Consider the following 21638-nt stretch of genomic DNA (forward strand, 5'->3'; position numbering starts at 1 on the left):
CACCTTCTCCCCGTTTAGTGACGGGGAGAAAGGGGCCTGCACCAAGGCTTTCGCCAATTTTCAACGTTACAGAAAAGGCGCCGACGATTGCGACAGCTCCCTTCTCCCCGCCACTATGCGGGGAGAAGGTGCCGGCAGGCGGATGAGGGGCAGCGCCATGCCCTCAAGAAAATTCCTGCGCCGCGCGGCTATCGCTAGCACCTCCTTGGTGGCTGTTATTGCTGTTTCCGCCGCTACCCTGTGGCAGCTCGACCGCGCCTTCCCGCCTCCGCTTCCTGAAAAGCTTACCGTCTCGACGGAAGTCCAGGACCGCGACGGCCAGCTTTTGCGCGCCTTCGCCACGCCTGACGGCTATTGGCGGCTCGAAACCCGCCTCGACCAGGTCGACAAGCAGTTCGTCGACATGTTGGTCACCTATGAGGACAAGCGCTTCTGGAACCATGAAGGCGTCGATGTGCTGGCGCTTGCCCGCGCCGCCGGCCAGTTCGCCACCAGTGGCCACATCGTGTCCGGCGGCTCGACGCTGTCGATGCAACTCGCCCGCCTGATCGAGCCGCGCGACAGCCGCAGCCTCGGCTCCAAGCTCAAGCAGATGCTGCGCGCCATCCAGATCGAGCGGCGGCTGTCCAAGCGCGAGATCCTCGAACGCTATCTGACGCTGGCGCCCTATGGCGGCAATCTCGAAGGCGTGCGCGCCGCTTCGCTCGCCTATTTCGGTAAAGAGCCGAAGCGGCTCACCGTCTCGGAAGCCGCGCTTCTCGTCGCCCTGCCGCAGCTGCCGGAGAAGCGCCGGCCCGACCGCAACCTCGCGATCGCGCACGCCGCCCGCGACCGCGTGCTGTCCCGCATGGCCTCGGCTGGCCTGCTTGGCGAACGCGAGGCCGCGCGCGCCGCGCTCGACGATGTGTCTGGCCTGCGCCGTAGCTTGCCGGCGCTCGCCGCGCACGCCGCCTATGCGATGCTGCCCAAGGCGGTTCCCGGCCAGCCGCTCAAGCTGACGATCCGCAAGAGCGTCCAGGAAGGGCTGGAACAGGTAGCGCGCGACGCAGCCGCCAAGCTTGGGGCGCGTCTCTCCGTCGCCATGGTGCTGGCCGATTCCCGGACCGGCGATATTCTGGGCGAAGTCGGCTCGGCCAATTTCTTTGACGCCAGCCGCTCCGGCTGGATCGACATGACCAAGGTCGTGCGCTCACCGGGCTCGACGCTGAAGCCGTTCATCTACGGCCTCGCGTTCGAACAGGGACTGGTGGCACAGGAAATGTTGATCGAGGACAGCCCGGCCGATTTCGGCGGCTACCGGCCGAAGAATTTCGATATGGGCTACCAGGGCGACGTCAGCATCCGCGAGGCGCTGCAATTGTCGCTCAACGTGCCGGCGATCCGCGTGCTCGACGCGGTCGGTCCCGCGCGGCTGACGGCCCGCTTTCGCCAGGCTGGGGTAAACCCGATCCTGCCGGTCAACGAGGCGCCGGGCCTGGCCATCGGCCTTGGCGGCGTTGGGATTACGCTGCGCGATCTCGTCCAGCTCTATACAGGGCTCGCCAATGGCGGCAAGACGCACACGCTGCATGATGGCACCGAGCCGGCCTATGCCGAGCGCACCACCGCGACCATCCTCGATGACCAGGCGAGCTGGCAAATCATCGACATTCTGTCGGGCGTCAAGCCGCCCGAGGGTGCATTGCAGCGCGGCATCGCCTACAAGACCGGCACCTCCTATGGCTACCGCGATGCCTGGTCGGTCGGCTTCGACGGCCGTTACGTGCTGGGCGTCTGGGTCGGCCGGGCCGATGCAGGCGCGGTGCCTGGCCTGTCCGGCTATGTGTCGGCAGCCCCAATTCTGTTCGAGGGCTTTGTCCGCTCGGGTCTCGCCACCGTGCCGCTGCCGGGCAAGCCCCCCGGCGCCTTCACTCCTCGACGCAACGACCTGCCTGTGACGCTTGCCCGCTTCGGCGCCGGGTCCGACGGCCTGGTTCAGGCCTCGACCCCCACAGAGCCCGCGCCGACCATTATCTTTCCGCCCGACGGCGCCCGCGTCGATCTCGCCACCAACTCGGCCGACGCCTCGCCGCTGGTACTGAAGCTGCAAGGCGGGCGCGCGCCGTTCCGCTGGCTGGCCAACGGCAAGCCGCTGACCGGCATCGACCGCCGGCGCACCGCGACATGGCAACCGGACGGCACCGGCTACTCGACCTTGACCGTAATCGATGCGGCGGGACGCGCGGCAAGTGTGAAGGTGTTTGTTGAATAAGATTGCGCAAGCGATTCAGGGGATTGCGCTTCTTCGCCTGAGGTACGGCGCCTCGCGACAATACTCGCGACGCTAGTTCCTTTACCCGCAATCTCCTCCCAGCCCGCGCCGACGCCCTGCCCGCCGACTTCGTCCGCGTTGCCGGCCCCTCGATCCGCCCGGATATCCGTTACGCCGGAACGGACAATTTTCCTGTACCGCAAGCGAAGCGACGGCAAATCGCAAGCTGCTGCTCGGCGCGATGCACTCGGCCGGATTCAAGAACTATGCACGCGAATGGCGGCACCTTCACGCTGAACCACGATCTCTCCGCCAAGCAGCGCTTCGATTTCCCAGTCCAGCCGGATAGCGTGCCGACCAAATGCCACAGCCTTGCTTCGGCCCCGCTTGTTCCTAGATAGGTCGATGGGGATTCGCCAGCGGACGTTTGAGGAAAATGTTTCTCCGCACCGCGAAATCAGGTCCAAGATTTTCTCCAAAACAACAAAAAAGGCAACATTTAATGCATCTAAATTCTACCAATTCGGTAGATTTGACGCGGGTTCAACGGAGGCAGAAATGACCAAACCTCGTTTCAGGAGACTGCTCGGCGCACTGGTCGCCACGTCTGTCCAGTTCGGCACGCTCGGTTTCGCGTTCGCCGATACCACCATTCTCAACGTGTCATACGATCCGACACGCGAGCTCTACAAGGCCTATGACGAGGCCTTCGCCGCTCACTGGAAAGCCGAGACAGGGGAAACGGTCACCATCCAGCAGTCGCACGGTGGATCGGGCGCACAGGCCCGGGCCGTGATCGACGGCCTCGACGCCGACGTGGTGACGCTGGCGCTCGAAGGCGATATCAACGCCATCGTCTCCAAGTCGAAAAAGATCAATCCGGACTGGCGCACGAAATTCGAGAACAATTCGGCACCCTACACCTCGACCATCATCTTCCTCGTCCGCAAAGGAAACCCCAAGGGCATCCACGACTGGAACGACCTGGTCAAGGACGGCGTCCAGGTGATTACGCCCAACCCGAAGACATCGGGCGGCGCACGCTGGAACTATCTCGCCGCCTGGGCTTATGCCAACGCCAATGACGGTGGCGACGAGGCCAAGACGAAGGAGTTCGTCGGCAAGCTCTATGCCAACGCTCCGGTGCTCGATACCGGTGCGCGCGGCTCGACGGTGACCTTCGCGCAAAAGGGCCTGGGCGACGTGCTGATTGCCTGGGAAAACGAGGCCTATCTAGCGCTCGACGAGTTCGGTGCCGAAAATTTCGATATCGTCTATCCACCGACCTCGATCCTGGCCGAGCCGCCGGTCGCTTTGGTCGACGCCAATGTCGATGCCAAGGGCACGCGCAAGGTCGCCGAAGCCTATCTGGGCTGGCTCTATTCCAAGGAAGCGCAGACGATCATCGCCAAGAACCACTATCGTCCGGCCAAGCCCGATCTGGTGCCGGCAGAGGACCTGGCCAAGCTACCGCCGATCAAGCTGGTCACCATCGACGACCCACAATTCGGCGGCTGGAAGAAAGCACAGCCTTACCATTTCGGCGATGGTGGTATATTCGACCAGATCTACAAGCCCCAGTAAGCAGTCGATATTCAGGACGATATGATCACAGCACCCGCTCGGGCGGGTTGGCGGTTTCGACAGCCGAGCGTCATTCCGGGTTTCGGATTGACGCTAGGCTTCTCGCTTGCCTACCTGACCCTCATCATCCTCATTCCGCTGTCGGGGCTGATCTGGCGCTCCGCGGCGCTGGGCTGGACCGATTTCTGGGCGATCGCCACCGACCGCCGCACCATCAACGCGCTGGAGATCAGCTTCGGCACCGCCTTTGTCGCGGCCGCCGTCAATGTCGTGTTCGGCACGCTGGTCGCCTGGGTGCTGGTGCGCTACCGCTTTCCCGGCCGCCGCATCGTCGATGCCATGGTCGACCTGCCCTTCGCGCTGCCGACGGCGGTGGCCGGCATCGCGCTGACCACGCTCTACGCGCCCAATGGCTGGATCGGCAAGCTGTTGCTGCCGCTTGGGCTCAAGGTCGCCTACACGCCGCTCGGCATCGTCATCGCGCTGGTCTTCATCGGCCTGCCCTTCGTCGTGCGCACCGTGCAGCCGATCATGGAGGAGATCGACAAGGAGGTGGAGGAGGCCGCCGCCACGCTCGGCGCCAGCCGCTTCCAGATCGTCACCCGGGTGCTGTTCCCGGGCCTGGCGCCGGCCATCGTCACCGGTTTCGCGCTGGCCTTCGCGCGCGGCGTCGGCGAATACGGCTCGGTCATCTTCATCGCCGGCAACCTGCCCTACAAGTCCGAGATCGCGCCGCTTTTGATCGTCATCCGGCTGGAGGAGTACAATTACCCGGCGGCGACCGCCATCGCCGCGATCATGCTGGCGCTGTCGTTCCTGATGCTGCTCATCGTCAACCTGGCGCAGACATGGAGCCGCAAGCGCTATGGCTGATCCGGAGATCAAATCCTACGAGCCGCATCACGACAGCCGCTCGGCGGCGGTGACCGAAAGCCGCCCGGCGCAGGCCGTGCTGATGGCGATCGCCTTCGCCTTCCTCGGCATCTTCCTGCTGTTGCCGCTGATCATCGTCTTCAACGAAGCCTTCGCCAAGGGCGTCGGCGCCTACACCGAAGCGCTCGGCAATCCCGATACGCGCTCGGCGATCCGGCTGACGCTGCTGGTGGCGGCGATCTCGGTGCCGCTCAATGTCGTCTTCGGCATCTCGGCCGCCTGGGCGATCGCCAAGTTCGAGTTCAAGGGCAAGGCCTTCCTGACCACGCTGATCGACCTGCCGTTCTCGGTCTCGCCGGTCATCTCGGGCCTGGTCTACGTGCTTCTGTTCGGCGCCCAGGGGCTGCTCGGCGCCTGGCTGAAGGCTCATGGCATCGTCATCCTGTTCGCCGTGCCCGGCATTGTGCTGGCCACCATCTTCGTCACCTTCCCCTTCGTGGCCCGCGAGCTGATCCCGCTGATGCAGGAGCAGGGCAATGGCGACGAGGAGGCCGCGCTGTCGCTCGGCGCCAATGGCTGGCAGGCCTTCTGGTATGTGACGCTGCCCAACGTCAAATGGGGGCTGCTTTACGGCGTGCTCTTGTGCAATGCGCGCGCCATGGGCGAGTTCGGCGCGGTCTCGGTGGTGTCGGGCCACATACGCGGCCTGACCAACACCATGCCGCTGCATGTCGAGATCCTCTACAATGAATACAACGCCGTCGGCGCCTTTGCCGTCGCCTCGCTGCTGGCCGGCCTGGCGCTGGTGACGCTGGTCCTGAAGACACTGCTCGAGATGCGTTACGGCGCCGAGATCGCCGCCGCGCGTGGACATTGATGCATGTCGCCCAAAAGCGGGACCCGGTTTTGGGATAACGGCATGCAGCCACTACAAAGGGACTGTTGATGGAAGTTCGCGTTGCCAATGTGCGCAAGGAGTTCGAGCGGTTTCCCGCGCTCCATGACGTGTCGCTCGACATCAAGTCGGGCGAGCTGATCGCGTTGCTGGGGCCGTCGGGCTCGGGCAAGACGACGCTGCTGCGGCTGATTGCCGGGCTGGAGCGGCCGACGCGCGGCAAGATCTTCTTCGGCGACGAGGACGCCTCGCACAAATCGATCCAGGAGCGCAATGTCGGCTTCGTCTTCCAGCACTACGCGCTGTTCCGGCACATGACGGTCTCGGACAATATCGGCTTCGGCCTCAAGGTCCGGCAGGGCTCGACGCGGCCGCCGGCGCAGGAGATCCGCCGCCGCGCCTCCGAGCTGCTCGACCTGGTCCAGCTCTCGGGCCTGGAGAAGCGCTATCCGGCGCAGCTTTCCGGCGGCCAGCGCCAGCGCGTCGCGCTGGCGCGCGCCATGGCGATCGAACCCAAAGTGCTTCTGCTCGACGAGCCGTTCGGCGCGCTCGATGCGCAGGTGCGCCGGGAACTGCGCCGCTGGCTACGCGACATCCATGACGCCACCGGCCACACCACCGTCTTCGTCACCCACGACCAGGAAGAGGCGCTGGAGCTTGCCGACCGCGTCGTGGTGATGAGCCAGGGCCGCATCGAGCAGGTCGGCACCGCCGATGACATCTATGACAGGCCGAACTCGCCTTTCGTCTATGGCTTCATCGGCGAATCGAGCTCGCTTCCCGTCAAGGTCGAGAATGGCGAGGTCTGGCTCGCCGATCGCCCGATCGGGCTGTCGGCGCCGGACGCCGCCAGCGGCAATGCCAGGCTGTACTTCCGCCCGCACGACGTCGAATTGCTGAGCGGCTGCTCTGGCTGCATCGCCGGCACGGTGGTCGCCAGCCGCCGCGTCGCCGGCACCCGCCGGGTGGAACTCGAGATCGGCGGCGAACGCCAGCGCGTCGAGATCGAGCTGCCCGTCGACCATCCCGCGGCCCAGAAGAGCCGGGTAGCATTCCGCCCGGGCCGCTGGAAGCTGTTTCCGGCTGCTTGATATTAGACCGAGCACTACTCCAGCCAGTTCTCGATCTTGAGGTTGCGGATTCGGATGAACTCGCCCGTATTGGCCGTTACCAAAGTGATGCCCACAGCGCAGGCGTGCGCAGCAATAAAAAGGTCGTATAGTCAATGGGTTGGCCGGCGGCCTCCAGTTCTGCACGAAGGGCGCCATACTCTGCATCCGCCGGCACATCGAGCGGCAAGACCGGAATCTCAGCCAGCAATTGCTCGACTTTTTTGAGCAGCTTGGTTGATCCCTTCCTGGCACAGCCATATCGCAATTCCGAGGCAACCACGATACTTGTGCAAATGGCGTCGTCTCCCTCGCGGTCCACTGCATTGGCGGCTTTGCCAGCCGGATTTCGGATCATGTCACTGATGATGTTGGTGTCCAGCATGAACCGCATCAAAAAATGTCCTCGGATTCGACTGGCGCATCATTGATTCGGGAAGATCGTCCTCGGGGCCGAGCGGCGGCTCGTTTGCCCATTGGGCGAGCAACGCGCCGAGCCCAGCTTTGCGGATCGGCTCAATGACAAGGCGGTCGCCTTCACGGCTGATCAGGACCTTCTCGCCGGGGAGCTCGAACTCGACAGGAATGCGCACCGCCTGGCTGCGGTTATTGCGAAACAGCTTCGCCTCCTTCGACGGCCGCGTTGTTGAATGGCGGTGTTGGGGCATGGTTGCCTCCTTTGTATATGCATATTGGGCGGAACAAAATTCTAATGACAGCGTTCATGACGACATTTTTTCTTACGGTGGCACCGCGAAACTATTGCACGTGCCTCGTCGGGCAAGTGGCGCAGGACTATGGTGAGGTGATTAAGCACTACACGGAGCCTTATTTCATGAAGCGATTTCTCCTCGGCGTCGCCACCGTCGCCGGCCTGTTCCTCGCATCTTCCCAAGCCTGGTCTGCCGACAAGCTGCTCAACGCCTCCTATGACGTCGGCCGCGAACTGTTCGTCCAGGTCAACAAGGCATTCATCGAGAAGCACCCGGGCGTGAGCATCGACCAGTCGCATGCCGGCACCTCGGCTCAGGCACGCGCCATCGCCGAAGGGCTCGGCGCTGATGTCGTCACCTTCAACCAGGTCACCGACATCGACTTCCTGGTCAAGAAGGGCCTCGTCTCGGCCGACTGGCAGAAGGATTTTCCCGACAACGCCTCGCCCTTCTATTCGCTGCCGTCCTTCCTGGTGCGGGCGGGCAACCCCAAGCACATCAAGGATTGGAACGACCTGGTGCGCGACGACGTGCAGGTGATCTTCCCCAACCCGAAAACCTCGGGCAATGCGCGCTACACCTATCTGGCGGCGACCGCCTACGCCAAGGAGGCCTTCAAGGGCGACGACGCCAAGGTGAAGGAATTCATCACCAAGTTGTTCAACAACGTGCCGATCTTCGACACCGGCGGGCGCGCAGCCACCACCACTTTCGTGCAGCGCGAGATCGGTGACGTGCTGATCACGTTCGAATCCGAAACCCGCGGCATCCGCAAGGAGTATGGCGACGACAAATTCGAGCAGGTCACGCCTTCCGTCAGCCTGCTGGCAGAATTCCCGGTGGCGATCGTCGACAAGGTCGCCGACGAACATGGCACGCGTGATCTGGCCAAAAGCTATCTCGATTTCCTCTATACGCCCGAGGGGCAGGACATCGCCGCTGACAATGGCCTGCGCGCCCGCGACACGGCCGTCGCCGCCAAACACAAGGCCGACTTCCCGGACGTGCGCCTGCTGACGGTGGAAAACGTCTTCGGCGGCTGGGACAACGTCCAGAAAGAGCATTTCGCCGCCGGCGGCCTGCTCGACCAGGCCTATGGCAGCCGATAAGGTTTTCGCGGCGCGATAGCACGTTACGGTAAGCAAATCAGGAAAGCCGGCGCTTTGCCGGCTTTCGCCGTTTGCGGCAAAATATGGCAAATACGACGCCAGCCGCGCAAAAGGTTACGAAGAATCAACGCGTTTGCGCCTAACGTGCCGACAAATCGGCTTGTTCGCGAAACGGCAGCGCTCCACAAGCCCCGTCATCATTTGCACACAAACAGCCGCCAGATGCGGATTGTTGGGGCTTCATGGGTTGACTCGGGCATGCTGACTAAAAAAGGCAAATACGGCCTCAAGGCCCTCGTGCATCTGTCCGGCTTGCCGGCTGGCCAATTGGCCTTCGTCAACGACATCGCGGTCGCCAACAACATCCCGAAAAAATTCCTCGATGCCATTCTGGGCGAGCTGCGCAATGCCGGCTTCGTCCAGAGCCGCAAAGGCAAGGAAGGCGGCTATCGCCTCGCCCGCCCGGCCTCGGAGATCAAGATCGGCCATGTCGTGCGTGTGCTGGACGGGCCGCTGGCGCCGATCCCATGCGCCAGCCGCACGCAGTATCAGCGCTGCGAGGATTGCGACGAAGCGACGTGCCAGGTCCGGCACATGATGCTCGAGGTGCGCCAGGCAATCGCCGAGGTGCTGGACAACCGCAGCCTTGCCGCCATGCGCGATGCCGACAATGATGATTTTCCGGTCGAGTTGACGTCCCAGATCTAGATCCTGCGCATGCGCCGCACTTGCCGGCGTAAGTCGCATGCCGGTACGGCGCCGATCAAGGTTCAGAACCGCCGCGTCACGCGCACCGCCTCGGCTACGAGATCGGCGATCGGGTGCGTCGCATCGAGCGTCAGCGCCCGCTCATCCGCCGCCGGCGGCTCGAGAATGGCGAACTGGCTGTCGACCAGGCTTGCCGGCATGAAATGACCCTTGCGGCTGGCGACCCGCAGCCTAGCCATGGCCGGATCGATCTCCAGATAGAGGAAGACGATGTCTCGGCAAATGCCACGCAGGCGCTCGCGGTAGCTTCGCTTCAACGCCGAGCAGGCAGCGACCACGCCCCGCCCCTCACCGGCCGACGCTGCGATGCGCTCGCCGATTGCATCGAGCCAGCCTTCGCGCAGTTGATCGGTAAGCGGCTGACCGCTTGCCATGCGGGCGACGTTCTCGGGGGGATGAAGACGGTCACCCTCGATGAAGACCGCGCCCAGCGCGGTTGCCAGCGCTGCACCGACGACCGATTTGCCGCATCCGGCGACACCCATAACCACAATGGCTGGGGGTACAGAGCCGGGGGCGGCCTCCGCCATCCGCTGAGCCTTTTCGTCCACTGTCAGCGGCTTGCCGGCGCGCGGCCGTAGAGCAGCAGCATGGCGACGATGACGACGCCGTAGATGATCTGCCTACCCGCCTCCGGCATCTGCATGACCGACAGTATGGATTGCAGGAGCGTGATCAGGATGACGCCGGCGACAGTGCCGAGATAGGAGCCGCGCCCGCCAAGGATCGAGGTGCCGCCCAGCACGACGGCCGCGATCGACGGCAGGAGATAGGCGTCGCCCATCGACTGCGCCGCCTTGGAGGCGTAGCCGGCAAGCAGCACCCCGCCGAAGGCGGAGAGCCCGCCGGAGACGGCAAAGGCGATCATCACCACGCGCCTTGTGTCGATGCCGGAGAGGTAGGCGGCACGCTCGCGGTTGCCGATGCCGTAGACGGTGCGGCCAAAGCCGGTGCGGGTCAGAACGAACACCATCGCGGCGCCGATCAGCGCCCAGATGATGACCGCGTTGGGAACTCCCGGAATGGCAAAGCCGGTGGCCAGGTAGCGCATGGCGCCGGTGGCCGAATCCTGGGGCGAGAAGCCGCCGGTGTAGACCACCATCAGCCCTTGCGCGACGGCGTTTGTGGCGAGCGTAATGATCATGGAGGGAATGCGCAGATAGGCGACGCCGATGCCGTTGACGATGCCGATCAGCACCCCGCACAGGATGCCGAATGGAATGGCCAACGCAACGCCGGCCGGGCCATACGCGGCAGCGGCGCAAGCCATCATCGCGCCCGCCGCCACCGACCACGGCACCGACAGATCGATCTGGCCGAGCAGGATGACCAGCATCATGCCGGTGGCGATGACGCCGAGAAACGAGGCCACCTTGAGCTGCTGCAAGAGATATTCAGGCGACAGGAAGCTGCGCGAATAAAGACTGCCCAGCAGGAGCAGGACCACGATGCAGGCAAAGGCCGTCAACACCGCGGGGTCGGCGCGGCGAATGAATTTCGGCATGCGGCCGGCAATGCCGCCCAATGTCGTCTCGCTCACAGGAACCACTCCAGCCGGTTGCGGACTCGAAACAGGGCGAAGGCGCCGAGGCTGACGGCGATCAGCAGGATAACGCCCTGGAACAGCGGCTGCCACAGCGGATCGAAATCGAAGACGAACAACAGATCGCCGATGGTGCGGAAGGCGAGCGCGCCGAAGATCGCGCCAATGGCACTCCCCTTGCCGCCGAACAGCGAGACGCCGCCCAGCACCACGGCGGCAATGGAAAACAGCGTGTAGGAGTTGCCGCTGGCATAGGCCGCTTCGCCCGTATAGGTGAAGAACGTCAGGAACAGGCCGCCGATCGAGGCCAGCAGCCCCGCCAGCGTATAGGCTGCGAACTTGCCGCGCCGGATGGGCACGCCTGACATGTAGGCCGCCATTTCCGACGACCCTGCCGCATAGGCCGCGCGGCCAAGCACCGAACGGCTGAACGGCACCCAGATCACCAACACGACGGCCAGGAGCACAACCATGCTGGCCGGCACCACGTCAAACACACGGCCCGTCAGCGCGTCAGCCAGATCCTCGTTGACCGATCCGCCCGGGAACGGCCGCAGTAGAAGCCCGATGCCATAATAGACCGCGCCGGTGGCGATCGTGGCGACGATCGGCTGCAGCCGCCCGTAGATGACGATGGCGCCGTTGATCGCCCCGCACAGCAGTCCGACGGCCAGTACCGCCAACACGCCAAGCGCCGTCTGCACCGGCGTGCCCACCACCAGCCACGAGGCCAGGCAGTTGGTCAACAGGAAGATCATGCCGACGGAAAGGTCGATGCCCGCGGTGATCACCACCAGCGTCTGCGCCATGGCGACGAAGGCCAGCAGCACGCCCTTGTTGGCCGCCGTCTGCACGACATTGGCGGTGAAGCCGGCCGGATGGTTCGCGGTGTAGATGACGAACATGACGATGAAGATGCCAAGCGCCAGCAGCGTTCCGCGCTGCTCCGCCAACCAGTAGCGCCAATCCTTCACGCCAAAATCCCTTTCACGCGTTCGCTCCCCGGTTCACCGGGCTATCCCCGCCAGGCATGTTGAGCGCGCTTGATATCAGAGCCCGTTCGGTGATTTCGGCGCCCACCAATTCGCGCTTGACCGCCCCGTCATAGAGCACCAGCACACGGTCGCAGCAGCCGATCAGCTCGTCATAGTCGGTCGAATAGAACAGGATTGCCGCCCCCGCGTCCGCCAGCTTGCGCATCAGCTGATACAGCTCCTGCTTGGTGCCGACATCGATGCCGCGCGTCGGATCGTTGAGCAGGATGATGCGCGGCTGGCGCATCAGCCATTTGGCGATGACGACCTTCTGCTGGTTGCCGCCCGACAACGCGCCGACCGGAATGTCGAGGCCGGCCGTCTTGATCGCCAGCAGGCCGACCATGTCGTCGATAAGCCGCTGCTCGGCGGCGCGGTCTATTATGCCGCCTTTCGACAGCCGGTCGAGTGCGGCGAAAGACAGGTTCTCGCGCACCGTCATCGGCAGCATCAGGCCTTCGGTCTTGCGATCCTCGGGAATGAGCGCCATGCCGATGCCGTTCTCGCGTGCGGCGGCGGGGCTGGCGATGCCCACTGGCTTACCGTCGACCAGGATCTGGCCGGAAAGGCCACGCAGGACGCCGAAGAAAGCGAGCAGCAATTCGCGTTGGCCCTGCCCGTCGAGGCCGCCGAGGCCGACCACCTCGCCTGCCCTGACCGACAGCGAGATGTTGTGCAGGCGATCCGTCCAGGAGAGCTTGCGGGCTTCGAGCACCGGCGCGGTGGTGGCCGGCGCGAATGTCGGCTTGGGCGGGAAGATATGGCTGTATTCGCGCCCGATCATCAGTTCGACGACTTCACTGTCGCTCTTCGAGCCGGCGGGATAGCTGGCGACATTGCGGCCGTTGCGGAACACCGTGCACTGGTCCGCCAATTCGGCGATCTCGTTCATGCGGTGCGAGATGTAGAGCAGCGCCAGCCCTTCCGAACGCAGCCGCTTCAGCACGGCGAAGATCTTCGACACATCCGCCGCCGTCAGTGCCGAGGTCGCCTCGTCGAGGATCAGGATGCGTGGCTTCCTGGCCAATGCCTTGGCGATCTCGACCATCTGCCGGCGTGACAGCGGCAGGTCCTTGACCAGCGCCAGCGGATGAATGTCGGATGCTCCCGCACGCGCCAGCGCGTCCTCGGCGATGCGCCGCTGCGCCTTGCGGTCGATCATGCCGAAGCGTTTCGGCGGATCGGATATGACGATGTTGTCGGCGACGCTGAGTTCGGGAATCAGCGACAACTCCTGGAAGATGCAAACTATGCCGGCCTTGTTCGCGGCGCCCGGCGAGGCGAAGGTCGCCTCTCGCCCGTCCAGCACCATGCGGCCCTCGTCGGGCGCAACGACGCCCGCCATGATCTTGATCAGCGTCGACTTGCCGGCGCCGTTTTCGCCGAGGATGGCGTGGATGCTGCCGGCCTCGACCGACAGGTCGGCCTTCTCCAGCGCCCGCACGCCGCCATAGCGCTTCGATATGCCTTCCATGCGCAAGAGCGGAGCCGCACCGTCCATCAACCCTCCCAGGGCGCTCGAACATTCAAGAACCGGCGCCGCGGCTTAGCCGCGGCGCCGAAACGATATCCACTGGAAACTACTGATTTTCCTTGGTCTGACCCATGATTTCCTGGGCGCTGAAGTTGATGCCGCAGGTTGGGAAGGAGTTGCCGACGAAGAAATTGTCCGACTCTTTCGGGAAGTAATCCGTGCCTTCCTTCATGTTCGGATCTTCGGCGATCGCCAGCGGCAGCTTCACCTCTTGCGGCACCACTTCGCCTTCGAGCGCTGCAATCGCGGTCTTGATGGCGACGGCGACCTGGGCCGGGCCCGAGCCCGCGGAAGAGCACTTCAACCCGTCGGCCGAATGCGCCGCGCAGAACTTGCGGAAGCCGTTTTCGGTTTCACCGCCAAAGGGCACGAACGGATGCTTGGCATCGATCATCGCCTGCACGATGCCGGTGTCGCCGCCCTGGCCGGTGATGCCGTCGAATGGCCCGTTGGTGGCGATCGCGTCGGCGGTGACCTTCTGTGCCACGCCGTCGTCCCACTTGCCGGCGACTTCGGTGACGTCCCATTTCTTGCCGGAAGCGTCGAGCACCTCGTGGATGCCGTTGTGGCGATCGGTATCGACGGAGGTGCCGGCAACGCCGCGCACTTCGAGAATCTTGCCGCCATTCGGCACCTTCGCGACCAGCCATTTGGCCCACAATTCGCCGAGGCCCTTCTGGTCCACATTGACGTTGATGGCATCCTTGGTGTCGAGGATGTTGTCGAAGGCGACCAGCACGATGCCAGCCTGCTTGGCGCGCTTGATGACCGGGCCGAAAGCAGTCGGGTTCTGCGCGTCGGTGACGATCGCGTCATAGCCGGAATCGATGAAGTTGTTGATCGCCGAGATCTGCGCCGGCACGTCCTCGCCGGTCGAGACGACCTTGAATTCCTTGATCTTGGCTTTGACGTCCGGCTGGGCGGCATAGGCCTTTGCGGTCTGCACCATCTGGATGCGCCAGGTGTTGGCGATATAGCCATTGGCGAAGGCGATGCGGTATGGGCCTTCCTTTTTGGGATATTTGAAGAATTTCGTGTCCGCGCTCCAAGGCGCGAAGCAGTCGGCTTGGGCGGCCGGGCCCGGCACGATCTCGGGGCCGGCGGCCATGGCGGCCGAGTTGAGCATGACGAATGCGCTGGCGGCAACGATGCCACCTACCAGTGACTTGATCATCGATAATCCTCCCATTTTGTAATTCTGACGTCGTTTCGCGATGTGAATTTCGCACGGTCGGCTCCGGCTCCTCTTGCCTTGCCGTACCTGCCTTTCCGATGGCCAATGGTCTATGCGATGCCTCCTCCCCCGTCGTTCCCAGGCTGCTGGGAAAATAGCATATTATACATAATAAACAAGAATTAGTTGTCGCTTATGTATAATAGACAGGCGCCGTACCGTTGCATTTCTCTTTCCTGTCCGACGACGACGGTAGCGCTACCATGAACGGTGTGTAAAGCGCCCTTTCTCTTGATCGCGAAAGCGTGTTTAGCGCGCCGTGCTCTCGCGGCGCATGAGTTCGAAACCGAGATCCACGACGCGCTGCTGCGGAGGCTCGCCTCCTATCGCCGCCAGCGCCATGGCCACTGCCCGCCGTCCGATCTCGTAGCGGGGCGTGCGGATGCTGGTGACGGAGGGAAACGCCACCTGCATCATGTCGAGATCGTTGAAGCCGACGATGCCGATCCTCTTGGGCACACCGATCGAAGCGCGATGACACTCGAACAGCGCGCCTAGCGCGATGTCGTCATTGTTGCAGAATACGCCGTCGAGCGTCGGCATCTTGGCCAGCGCGTCGCGGAAAAGTTCGCGTCCCAGCGTCACACTGGACGGCACCGGCGTGGTGGTGATCAGTCGTGGATCGAATAGGCCGGCTTTCTCCACTGCCATGCGGTATCCGGCCAAGCGCCGCTGCGAGCGCGGATCCATGCGCGCACCGATGAATCCGATGCGGCGGTAACCCGCTTCGAGCAGATGCTCAGTCGCCGCCCTGCCCCCGTCCAGATGCGAGAAGCCGACCATCATATCGACCGGATCCGGGCCGGTTTCCATGACCTGGACCACCGGGCAGCCTGCATTCTCCAGCAGTTTTCGCGAGGCCGGCGTCTGGTCGATGCCGGCCACGATCAGCGCCGCCGGCCTTTGCGGCCCGAACACCTGCAGCAGCCGTTCTTCCTCGAGGCCGGAATAGTGGGTGTTGCCGAGCTGGATGCGGAAGGCGCTATCCGACAGGCTGTCATAGATGCCACGCACCACCTCGGCAAAGACGTTGTTGGTAAGCGACGGCACCAGCACGCCGAACACCTCGGCGCGGGCCGAGGCCAGCGCCCGCGCGTTGGGATCCGGCACATAACCGAGCTCGTCGACGGCGGCCTGGATCTGGCGGCGCAGGTCCTGCGAGACCCGCTCCGGCTCGCGCAAGGCGCGAGACACGGTGATGGCGCCTACGCCCGCCTTGCGCGCGACGTCTGATATGGTCGGGCGGCCGCCGCCTCGGCGCGAGCGCGGCTTGATCAAGGACAGGCTCCATGCGGTGCGTGGCCGCCAAGGCGCTGCCGCAATACGATCGACGTTGCTGTCGCCATTTCACCAGCCTGTGCCGCACCACTCACCTCTGGCGTCGCGCAGCCCCGGCCCGTTGTCAAGCCGAGGCGCTTGTGGGCGAGTGCTTCCGCTTTGCCTCAGGCCATCGCCGTCGCGCCGCGTCTTGCCTTCCAAAGCACCAGCACCATCACCAGGATGTTCAGCAGGTTCCAGGCGATGCCGTTCAGGAATGCGGCGGCGTAGGAGCCGGTCAGGTCGTAGATCCAGCCCGACATCCAGCCGCCGATCGCCATGCCGAAAATGGTCGCCATGATGACGATGCCGACGCGTTGGCCGGCCTCCCTGGCGGGCATGTATTCCCGCACGATGATCGCATAGCAGGGCACGATGCCACCCTGCGACAGGCCGAAGACCAGCGAAACGACATAGAGCGAGGCAAGCCCGTCGAAGGGAATGTAAAAGAACAGTGACAGGCATTGCAGCACCGAGCCGATAAGCAGGGTCTTCACTCCGCCGATGCGGTCGGCAACGAAGCCCGAAGCCACGCGGCTGACCACGCCGGCCGCCATCATGATCGACAGCATGTCGGCGCCATGCGCGACGCCGTAGCCAAGATCCATGCAATAGGCCACGATATGCACCTGCGGCATCGACATCGCCACGCAGCAACCAAGACCAGCAATGACGAGCAGCACCTGGAGTGCCGTTGGCGACAACGAGATCGGCTGCACCAGCCGGCTGCCCGCGGAACCGGCGGCCGCGATCGGGGCGCCGCGCCGCAGCATCAGCACCAGCGGCACCATGGTCGCCAGGCAGAAGATGCCGATGGCCACATAGGTGAAGCGCCAGCCTTCCGCCTTCATCAGGGGTGGCATGACGGTAGGCCAGATCGTTCCGGCGAGATAGCTGCCGGCCGCGGCCGCCGCCACGGCGACGCCGCGCCGGCGGTTGAACCAGTGCGAGATGTCAGCGATCAGCGGCCCGAAGATCGCCGATGTACCGACCCCGATCAGCAGGCCCTGGGCGAGCGTGAACTGCAGGATCGAGGTCGACAGCGCCGCCAGCAGGAAGCCGGCAACCAGCGCCATCGAGGAAACAAGCGCCGGGATCCAGTAGCCGACACGGTCGATGGCGCGCCCGACCAGAACGTTTCCGGCGGCAAAGCCGACCATGGTCGCGGTGTAGGGCAGAGCGGCGTCGGCCCTGTCGACGCCGAACTCGGCCTGCACGGCCGGCAGCACCACGACCACGGCCCACATGCCGACGCCGCCGACTGTCGACAAAAGCATCGACACCGCCAGCCGTATCCATGCATGCGAGCTGTCGACGACCGCATTGCCGGCTGCTGGTGAGGAGAAGATCGAGGCCAAGCTGTTTCCCATTCCGTCATCGACATTGACCATTGTCGCGGTCATGCGGCCTAGCGGCCGACGGTCCTTCCACCACTATCGGCGCATTCGCGGCGCCGAGCAGCGCCACGTGGGTAATTCCATGGTTCCAGGGTTTGCCGGTTCCGGGCTCACCGGAACGTGCGACGATGAAGGACGTTTTGCAATCGGCTCAACGCGAAGGAGATTGCCATGACCGCGAAACGGAAATGGTCGGCTGAGGTGACCGAGCACAGCAATGCCATGGATCTCGAAGACCATGTCTTCGAATCCCACGACCCGAAGAAGATCGCGGCTTCGCTCAAGCGGTCGGCCGAACACAGCGACCGGCGCAAGGCCGAACCGTTCCAGTCCGCCATGTCGATGCTGAACTTCTACATCAACCGTGCCGGCAAGAACCTGCCGGCGAAGCAGAAGAAGGTGCTCGAGGATGCCAAGGACGAACTGCGCGCGGCGTTCGGACGTGAGAAGGAAGAGTAGGCAGAAAGCCGCGTGACGGATTCCTGGAACGGCTTATCGTGACCTGATCACGCCGTCTGTGTTGGCGAGCAGCTTGCGCACCGCGGCACGCGCCGCGTCGGGCCGCTGCAGGCGGATGTTCTTCTCGATCGCCTCATGCATCTTCTGTGCGTGCTGCAAATCGTCGAGTTCCCGCGTCGTATAGGTGAAGAGATGGTCGAAGGCGGATTCGATCAGCACCCCGAGCGGCACCAGCAGGTCGTTGCCAGACGCCCGCAGGATCGCGAGATGAAAGCGCGTGTCGGCGCGGGTGCGCTCCTGCAGGCTTGGTGCCTCGCCCATCTCGCGGCAGGCCTGGCTGATTTCGGCCATCTGCTCGTCGGTCCGCCGCATGGCGGCAAAAGCCGATGCCTCCGGCTCGATGATGTGGCGGAATTCCTGCACGGTCTTCAGAAATACCTCGCGGTCCGGCGAGGTCGCGTACCAGGCAAGCACGTCGCGGTCGAGCAGATTCCAACGCTCTTTCGGCTCGACCCAGCTGCCGATCTTCGGGCGCGAGGCGAGCAGGCTTTTGGCCATCAGCATCTTGATCGCCTCGCGTACCGCCGAGCGGCTGACGCTGAAGGTCTCCGACCATTTGGCTTCGTTGGGCAGGATGGTGCCGGGCGGATAGTCGCCGCGCACGATCCTGAGCCCGATTTCGCTGGCCAGCGAGGTGTGCACGCTGGAACCCGGAATGCGCGCCGCATCGGTGCGGCGAACGCCGGCCTGACGCTCGGCCGATGCCGCTTTTGCCGGCGATTTTTCCTTGTTCGGCTTCGCGTCCCGCATAGGCTCCAGAAAGTCCGGATTGAGCAAGCTGTCAAGCACGGCAAGCGGGTTCACCCGCAAAGCCGGCTTCTGTGCACAGCTCAACCCCCGGCGGGGCCTGTTGAGATCCTCACGTATTTGCGCCAGCTGTGTTCCGGCCGAAAGCCCAACATGTCGCGCGCCTTGCGATTGGACAGCAGCGTCTCGAATTCGCCGAGCTCACCCTTGACCGGCACACCGGGATAGAAGCGCTTCAGCAGTTCCGCGGTCGGCAGGTCCGACGACGTGTCGTCATTGGCAGCGTTGAACACCTGGTAGCCGAGCCCATCCTTCTCGATGGCGCGCAGCGTGATCTGGCCGAGGTCGCGCGCATCGACATAGCTCCAGGCGATGCGCTTGCGGAAACCGGGATCGGCGAACCATTTCGGAAACAGGGAGTATTCGTGCGGTTCGATGACGTTGCCGATGCGCAATGCATAGATGTCGGCACCGTCGCGCTGCGCAAAGGCCCGTGCCGTCTTCTCGTTGACCACCTTGGAAAGGGCATAGCTGTCCATCGGATCGACGTCGTATTCTTCGTCGAGCGGGAAATATTTCGGCGTGCGCGGCTCGTTGGCGAAGACCAGCCCGTAGGTGGTCTCGCTGGAGGCGATTATCACCTTGCGGATGCCGAGCTTCACCGCCGCCTCGATGACATTGTAGGTACCGAGCGCGTTGATGCGGAACACTTCGTTGTCGGGCGTGATCATGATGCGCGGGATCGCGGCGAAATGCACCACGGCGTCGACGGGCTGGGGGCGCAGCGACGGGTCGAATTCATGCAAGCCCGCATAGCTCGACAGCGCGTTGAACACCTGCCCGCTGTCGGTGATGTCGGTGATCAGCGTGCGCACCTTGGGATTGTCGAGCGGCTTGGTGTCGATGTTGAGCACCTGGCAGCCCTGCTCCACCAGATATTGCACGACGTGGCGCCCAGCCTTGCCGCTGCCGCCGGTGAACATGATCCGCTTCATTATTCTGGTCTCCACGAAAGCTCAGGAATTATGTGTATTGTCAGACAATATTGCTTTCTGCAACCGCTTGCGGCTAAAAGAGCGGCGACATTATCGATAATCGCAACACAGGACAGACAGCATGAACACGACCGCCGCGAGCGAGAAGATCGGCTTCATCGGCCTTGGCCTGATGGGTCATGGCATCGCCAAGAACATCGTCGATAAAGGCTATCACCTGACCTTCCTCGGCCGCAAGAATCGCAAGCCGGCGGAGGATATGGCTAATCGCGGCGCCCACGAAGCCTCGACCTCCCGCGACGTGGCGGCGGCATCGACGATCGTCTTCATCTGCGTCACCGGTTCGCGTGAGGTCGAAGCCATCATTCGAGGCCCCGGCGGTCTCAAGGAAGGATTGAGAAAAGGCTCGGTAGTCGTCGACTGCTCGACCTCCGACCCGGTCTCGACCGCTGCGCTGGCCGCCGAACTCAAGGCGCTCGGCGTCAACTATGTCGATGCACCGCTCAGCCGCACGCCGAAGGAGGCTTGGGAAGGCACGCTCGACGCCATGGTCGGCGCACCCGACGCCGTCTTTGCCAGGGTCAAACCGGTGATCGAAACCTGGGCCGGCCGTATCGTCCATATCGGCGACACCGGCGACGGCCACCGCATGAAATTGCTCAACAATTTCGTCTCGCTGGGCTATGCGGCGATCTATTCCGAGGCATTGGCCTTGGCCGAGAAGGTCGGCATCTCGCCGCAGCGCTTCGACAGCGTCATCCGCAACGGCCGCATGGATTGCGGCTTCTACCAGACCTTCATGCGCTGGACGTTGGAGGGCGACCGCGACGCCCACAAATTCACTATTGCCAACGCCTTCAAGGACTTGACCTACCTCGAATCGATGGCGGGTTCTGCCGGCATTGCCAACCCCCTCGGCAACGCCACCAAGAACGCTTTCGCCGGAGCACACGCCACCGGACCGGCCGAGCAGTACGTGCCGATGCTGGCCACCCATATCGGCAAGGTCAACGGTGTCGATCTGATGCCGATGAAAGATGGAAAGAAACAGACGATTTAAGGGTGAGAAGCGGTCCGCGCACCGGATGAAAGCCAATAGCTTGGCTTTTCGAGCTTCGAACGCCGGGAGCCTGCGAAAGGCCGCAGAAGGCTACGCATTGTCCATAGAAAGGTGATCACCAAGCGCGAGCGTCGATCACCCTCGCCCTCTTCCGATCCCTTCATCGGTATCGGCGAGTAGCTTGTGCACGGCGTTGCGCGCCGCTGAGGGGCGCTGCAAACGAATATTCTTCTCGATCGCCTCGTGCAGCCTCTGGGCCCGCCGTTGGTCGCCGACCTGCTGAGTCGTGAAGACGAAGAGATGGTCGAGCGCCGACTCGATGAGCACGCCGAGCGGCACCAGCAGATCGTTGCCGGAGGCCCGCAGGATGGCAAGATGAAAGCGCGTGTCGGCCCGGATGCGCTCCTGAAGGCTTGCCGCCTCGCCCATCTCGCGGCAGGCCTGGCTGATCTCGGCCATCTGCTCGTCGCTGCGCCGCACCGCGGCAAAGGCGCTCGCTTCCGGCTCGATGATGTGGCGGAACTCCTGTACCGTCCGCAGGAACACCTCACGATCCGGCGCGGTCGCGTACCAGGCGAGCACGTCGCGGTCGAGCAGGTTCCAGCGCTCCTTCGGTTCGACCCAACTGCCGATCTTGGGGCGCGAAGCGAGCAGGCTTTTGGCCATCAGCATCTTGATCGCCTCGCGCACCGCCGAGCGGCTGACGTTGAACGTTCGCGACCATTGGGCTTCGTTGGGCAGGATGGTGCCTGGCGGATAGTCGCCGCGCACGATCCTGAGCCCGATCTCGCTGGCCAGCGAGGCGTGCACGCTGGCACCGGGAAAGTGCGCCGCATCGGGCCGGCGCATGGCGGCCGGACGGCGGCCGGCCTGTGCCTTGGTCCGAATGGCTCGCTTGTTTGACTTTTCGTCCGGCATCCACGTTCCAATGCGTCGGCCGTACCTGTTCCGGTCAG

At 63.8% G+C, this 21638-nt stretch carries 20 protein-coding genes and 1 pseudogene; 9 read left to right on the forward strand and 12 right to left on the reverse strand.

All coding sequences use genetic code 11. The features are described from left to right. The first annotated feature begins 157 nt into the window (after nt 1-157). From pbpC to FJ986_RS18935, 5 genes are all read left to right on the forward strand, one after another. Entirely contained in the window at nt 158-2251 is a 2094-nt protein-coding gene (pbpC, locus tag FJ986_RS18910; RefSeq protein WP_140675446.1) for a penicillin-binding protein 1C, read from the forward strand. A 558-nt stretch (nt 2252-2809) separates the two neighbouring features. Beyond that, entirely contained in the window at nt 2810-3835 is a 1026-nt protein-coding gene (locus FJ986_RS18920; protein ID WP_140516694.1) for a sulfate ABC transporter substrate-binding protein, read from the forward strand. A gap of 21 nt (nt 3836-3856) precedes the next feature. Then, the gene (gene cysT, locus FJ986_RS18925) at nt 3857-4708 is read left to right on the forward strand and encodes a sulfate ABC transporter permease subunit CysT (protein WP_140580037.1); all 852 of its coding nucleotides are present in this window, start codon (nt 3857-3859) and stop codon (nt 4706-4708) included. Continuing rightward, nucleotides 4701-5585, forward strand: a complete 885-nt coding sequence (cysW, locus tag FJ986_RS18930; protein WP_140633929.1) for a sulfate ABC transporter permease subunit CysW — start codon at nt 4701-4703, stop codon at nt 5583-5585. Before cysT ends, cysW begins: the two co-directional genes overlap by 8 nt. 68 nt (nt 5586-5653) lie before the next feature. Further along, complete coding sequence (locus tag FJ986_RS18935; RefSeq protein WP_140580039.1) at nt 5654-6694, forward strand: sulfate/molybdate ABC transporter ATP-binding protein; 1041 nt, start codon at nt 5654-5656, stop codon at nt 6692-6694. Nucleotides 6695-6708: 14 nt separating this feature from the next. On the opposite strand, the pseudogene FJ986_RS18940 reads toward FJ986_RS18935, so the two are convergent. Together FJ986_RS18940 and FJ986_RS18945 are read right to left on the reverse strand one after the other, a co-directional pair. After that, a pseudogene (locus FJ986_RS18940) lies at nt 6709-7106 on the reverse strand (type II toxin-antitoxin system VapC family toxin). After that, the gene (locus FJ986_RS18945; protein ID WP_210241340.1) at nt 7072-7380 is read right to left on the reverse strand and encodes an antitoxin; all 309 of its coding nucleotides are present in this window, start codon (nt 7378-7380) and stop codon (nt 7072-7074) included. Before FJ986_RS18945 ends, FJ986_RS18940 begins: the two are co-directional and overlap by 35 nt. A gap of 167 nt (nt 7381-7547) precedes the next feature. Between FJ986_RS18945 and FJ986_RS18950 the strand changes: the two genes are divergently transcribed. Next, nucleotides 7548-8534, forward strand: a complete 987-nt coding sequence (locus FJ986_RS18950; RefSeq protein ID WP_140567538.1) for a sulfate ABC transporter substrate-binding protein — start codon at nt 7548-7550, stop codon at nt 8532-8534. Nucleotides 8535-8792: 258 nt separating this feature from the next. Continuing rightward, nucleotides 8793-9242: an Rrf2 family transcriptional regulator gene (locus FJ986_RS18955; protein WP_013530871.1), complete on the forward strand. Its 450-nt coding sequence runs from the start codon at nt 8793-8795 to the stop codon at nt 9240-9242. A gap of 62 nt (nt 9243-9304) precedes the next feature. On the opposite strand, the gene FJ986_RS18960 is transcribed toward FJ986_RS18955, so the two are convergent. The 7 genes from FJ986_RS18960 to FJ986_RS18990 all read right to left on the reverse strand — a co-directional run bounded on the left by FJ986_RS18960 (nt 9305) and on the right by FJ986_RS18990 (nt 17334). Then, nucleotides 9305-9832 carry a gluconokinase gene (locus FJ986_RS18960; RefSeq protein ID WP_181167663.1) on the reverse strand — a complete coding sequence of 176 codons (528 nt, stop codon included), beginning with the start codon at nt 9830-9832 and terminating at the stop codon, nt 9305-9307. Between the two features lie 23 nt (nt 9833-9855). After that, entirely contained in the window at nt 9856-10842 is a 987-nt protein-coding gene (locus FJ986_RS18965) for an ABC transporter permease (RefSeq protein ID WP_140553852.1), read from the reverse strand. Further along, nucleotides 10839-11819, reverse strand: a complete 981-nt coding sequence (locus tag FJ986_RS18970) for an ABC transporter permease (RefSeq protein WP_140499841.1) — start codon at nt 11817-11819, stop codon at nt 10839-10841. The genes FJ986_RS18965 and FJ986_RS18970 overlap by 4 nt, the downstream gene beginning before the upstream one ends. A gap of 13 nt (nt 11820-11832) precedes the next feature. After that, nucleotides 11833-13380, reverse strand: a complete 1548-nt coding sequence (locus tag FJ986_RS18975) for a sugar ABC transporter ATP-binding protein (RefSeq protein WP_140515833.1) — start codon at nt 13378-13380, stop codon at nt 11833-11835. Nucleotides 13381-13459: 79 nt separating this feature from the next. Beyond that, nucleotides 13460-14587: a sugar ABC transporter substrate-binding protein gene (locus tag FJ986_RS18980; protein ID WP_140515835.1), complete on the reverse strand. Its 1128-nt coding sequence runs from the start codon at nt 14585-14587 to the stop codon at nt 13460-13462. 309 nt (nt 14588-14896) lie between these two features. Beyond that, nucleotides 14897-15925, reverse strand: coding sequence for a LacI family DNA-binding transcriptional regulator (locus FJ986_RS18985; RefSeq protein WP_140499846.1), 1029 nt, complete (start codon nt 15923-15925; stop codon nt 14897-14899). Between the two features lie 164 nt (nt 15926-16089). Continuing rightward, nucleotides 16090-17334, reverse strand: coding sequence for an MFS transporter (locus FJ986_RS18990; RefSeq protein WP_140500151.1), 1245 nt, complete (start codon nt 17332-17334; stop codon nt 16090-16092). 198 nt (nt 17335-17532) lie between these two features. Here FJ986_RS18990 and FJ986_RS18995 point away from each other — a divergent pair, with 198 nt between their 5' ends. Next, a complete protein-coding gene (locus FJ986_RS18995) occupies nt 17533-17820 on the forward strand; it encodes a DUF3175 domain-containing protein (protein WP_140499848.1) in 288 nt (95 codons plus the stop codon). Nucleotides 17821-17853: 33 nt separating this feature from the next. Here the strand turns inward: FJ986_RS18995 and FJ986_RS19000 are convergent, their stop codons facing one another. Both FJ986_RS19000 and FJ986_RS19005 read right to left on the reverse strand, forming a co-directional pair. Beyond that, nucleotides 17854-18630, reverse strand: coding sequence for a FadR/GntR family transcriptional regulator (locus FJ986_RS19000; protein WP_140500153.1), 777 nt, complete (start codon nt 18628-18630; stop codon nt 17854-17856). A gap of 80 nt (nt 18631-18710) precedes the next feature. Continuing rightward, nucleotides 18711-19625 carry an NAD(P)-dependent oxidoreductase gene (locus FJ986_RS19005; RefSeq protein WP_140557980.1) on the reverse strand — a complete coding sequence of 305 codons (915 nt, stop codon included), beginning with the start codon at nt 19623-19625 and terminating at the stop codon, nt 18711-18713. A 118-nt stretch (nt 19626-19743) separates the two neighbouring features. On the opposite strand from FJ986_RS19005, the gene FJ986_RS19010 reads away from it, so the two are divergent. After that, nucleotides 19744-20682 (forward strand): NAD(P)-dependent oxidoreductase, encoded by a 939-nt coding sequence (locus FJ986_RS19010; protein WP_140557958.1) that lies wholly within the window; start codon nt 19744-19746, stop codon nt 20680-20682. Nucleotides 20683-20817: 135 nt separating this feature from the next. Here the strand turns inward: FJ986_RS19010 and FJ986_RS19015 are convergent, their stop codons facing one another. After that, nucleotides 20818-21600: a FadR/GntR family transcriptional regulator gene (locus FJ986_RS19015; RefSeq protein WP_140499852.1), complete on the reverse strand. Its 783-nt coding sequence runs from the start codon at nt 21598-21600 to the stop codon at nt 20818-20820. Nucleotides 21601-21638 lie beyond the last annotated feature (38 nt).

The sequence above is a fragment of the Mesorhizobium sp. B1-1-1 genome, assembly GCF_006442955.1.
In the GTDB taxonomy this organism is placed as follows: Bacteria; Pseudomonadota; Alphaproteobacteria; order Rhizobiales; family Rhizobiaceae; genus Mesorhizobium.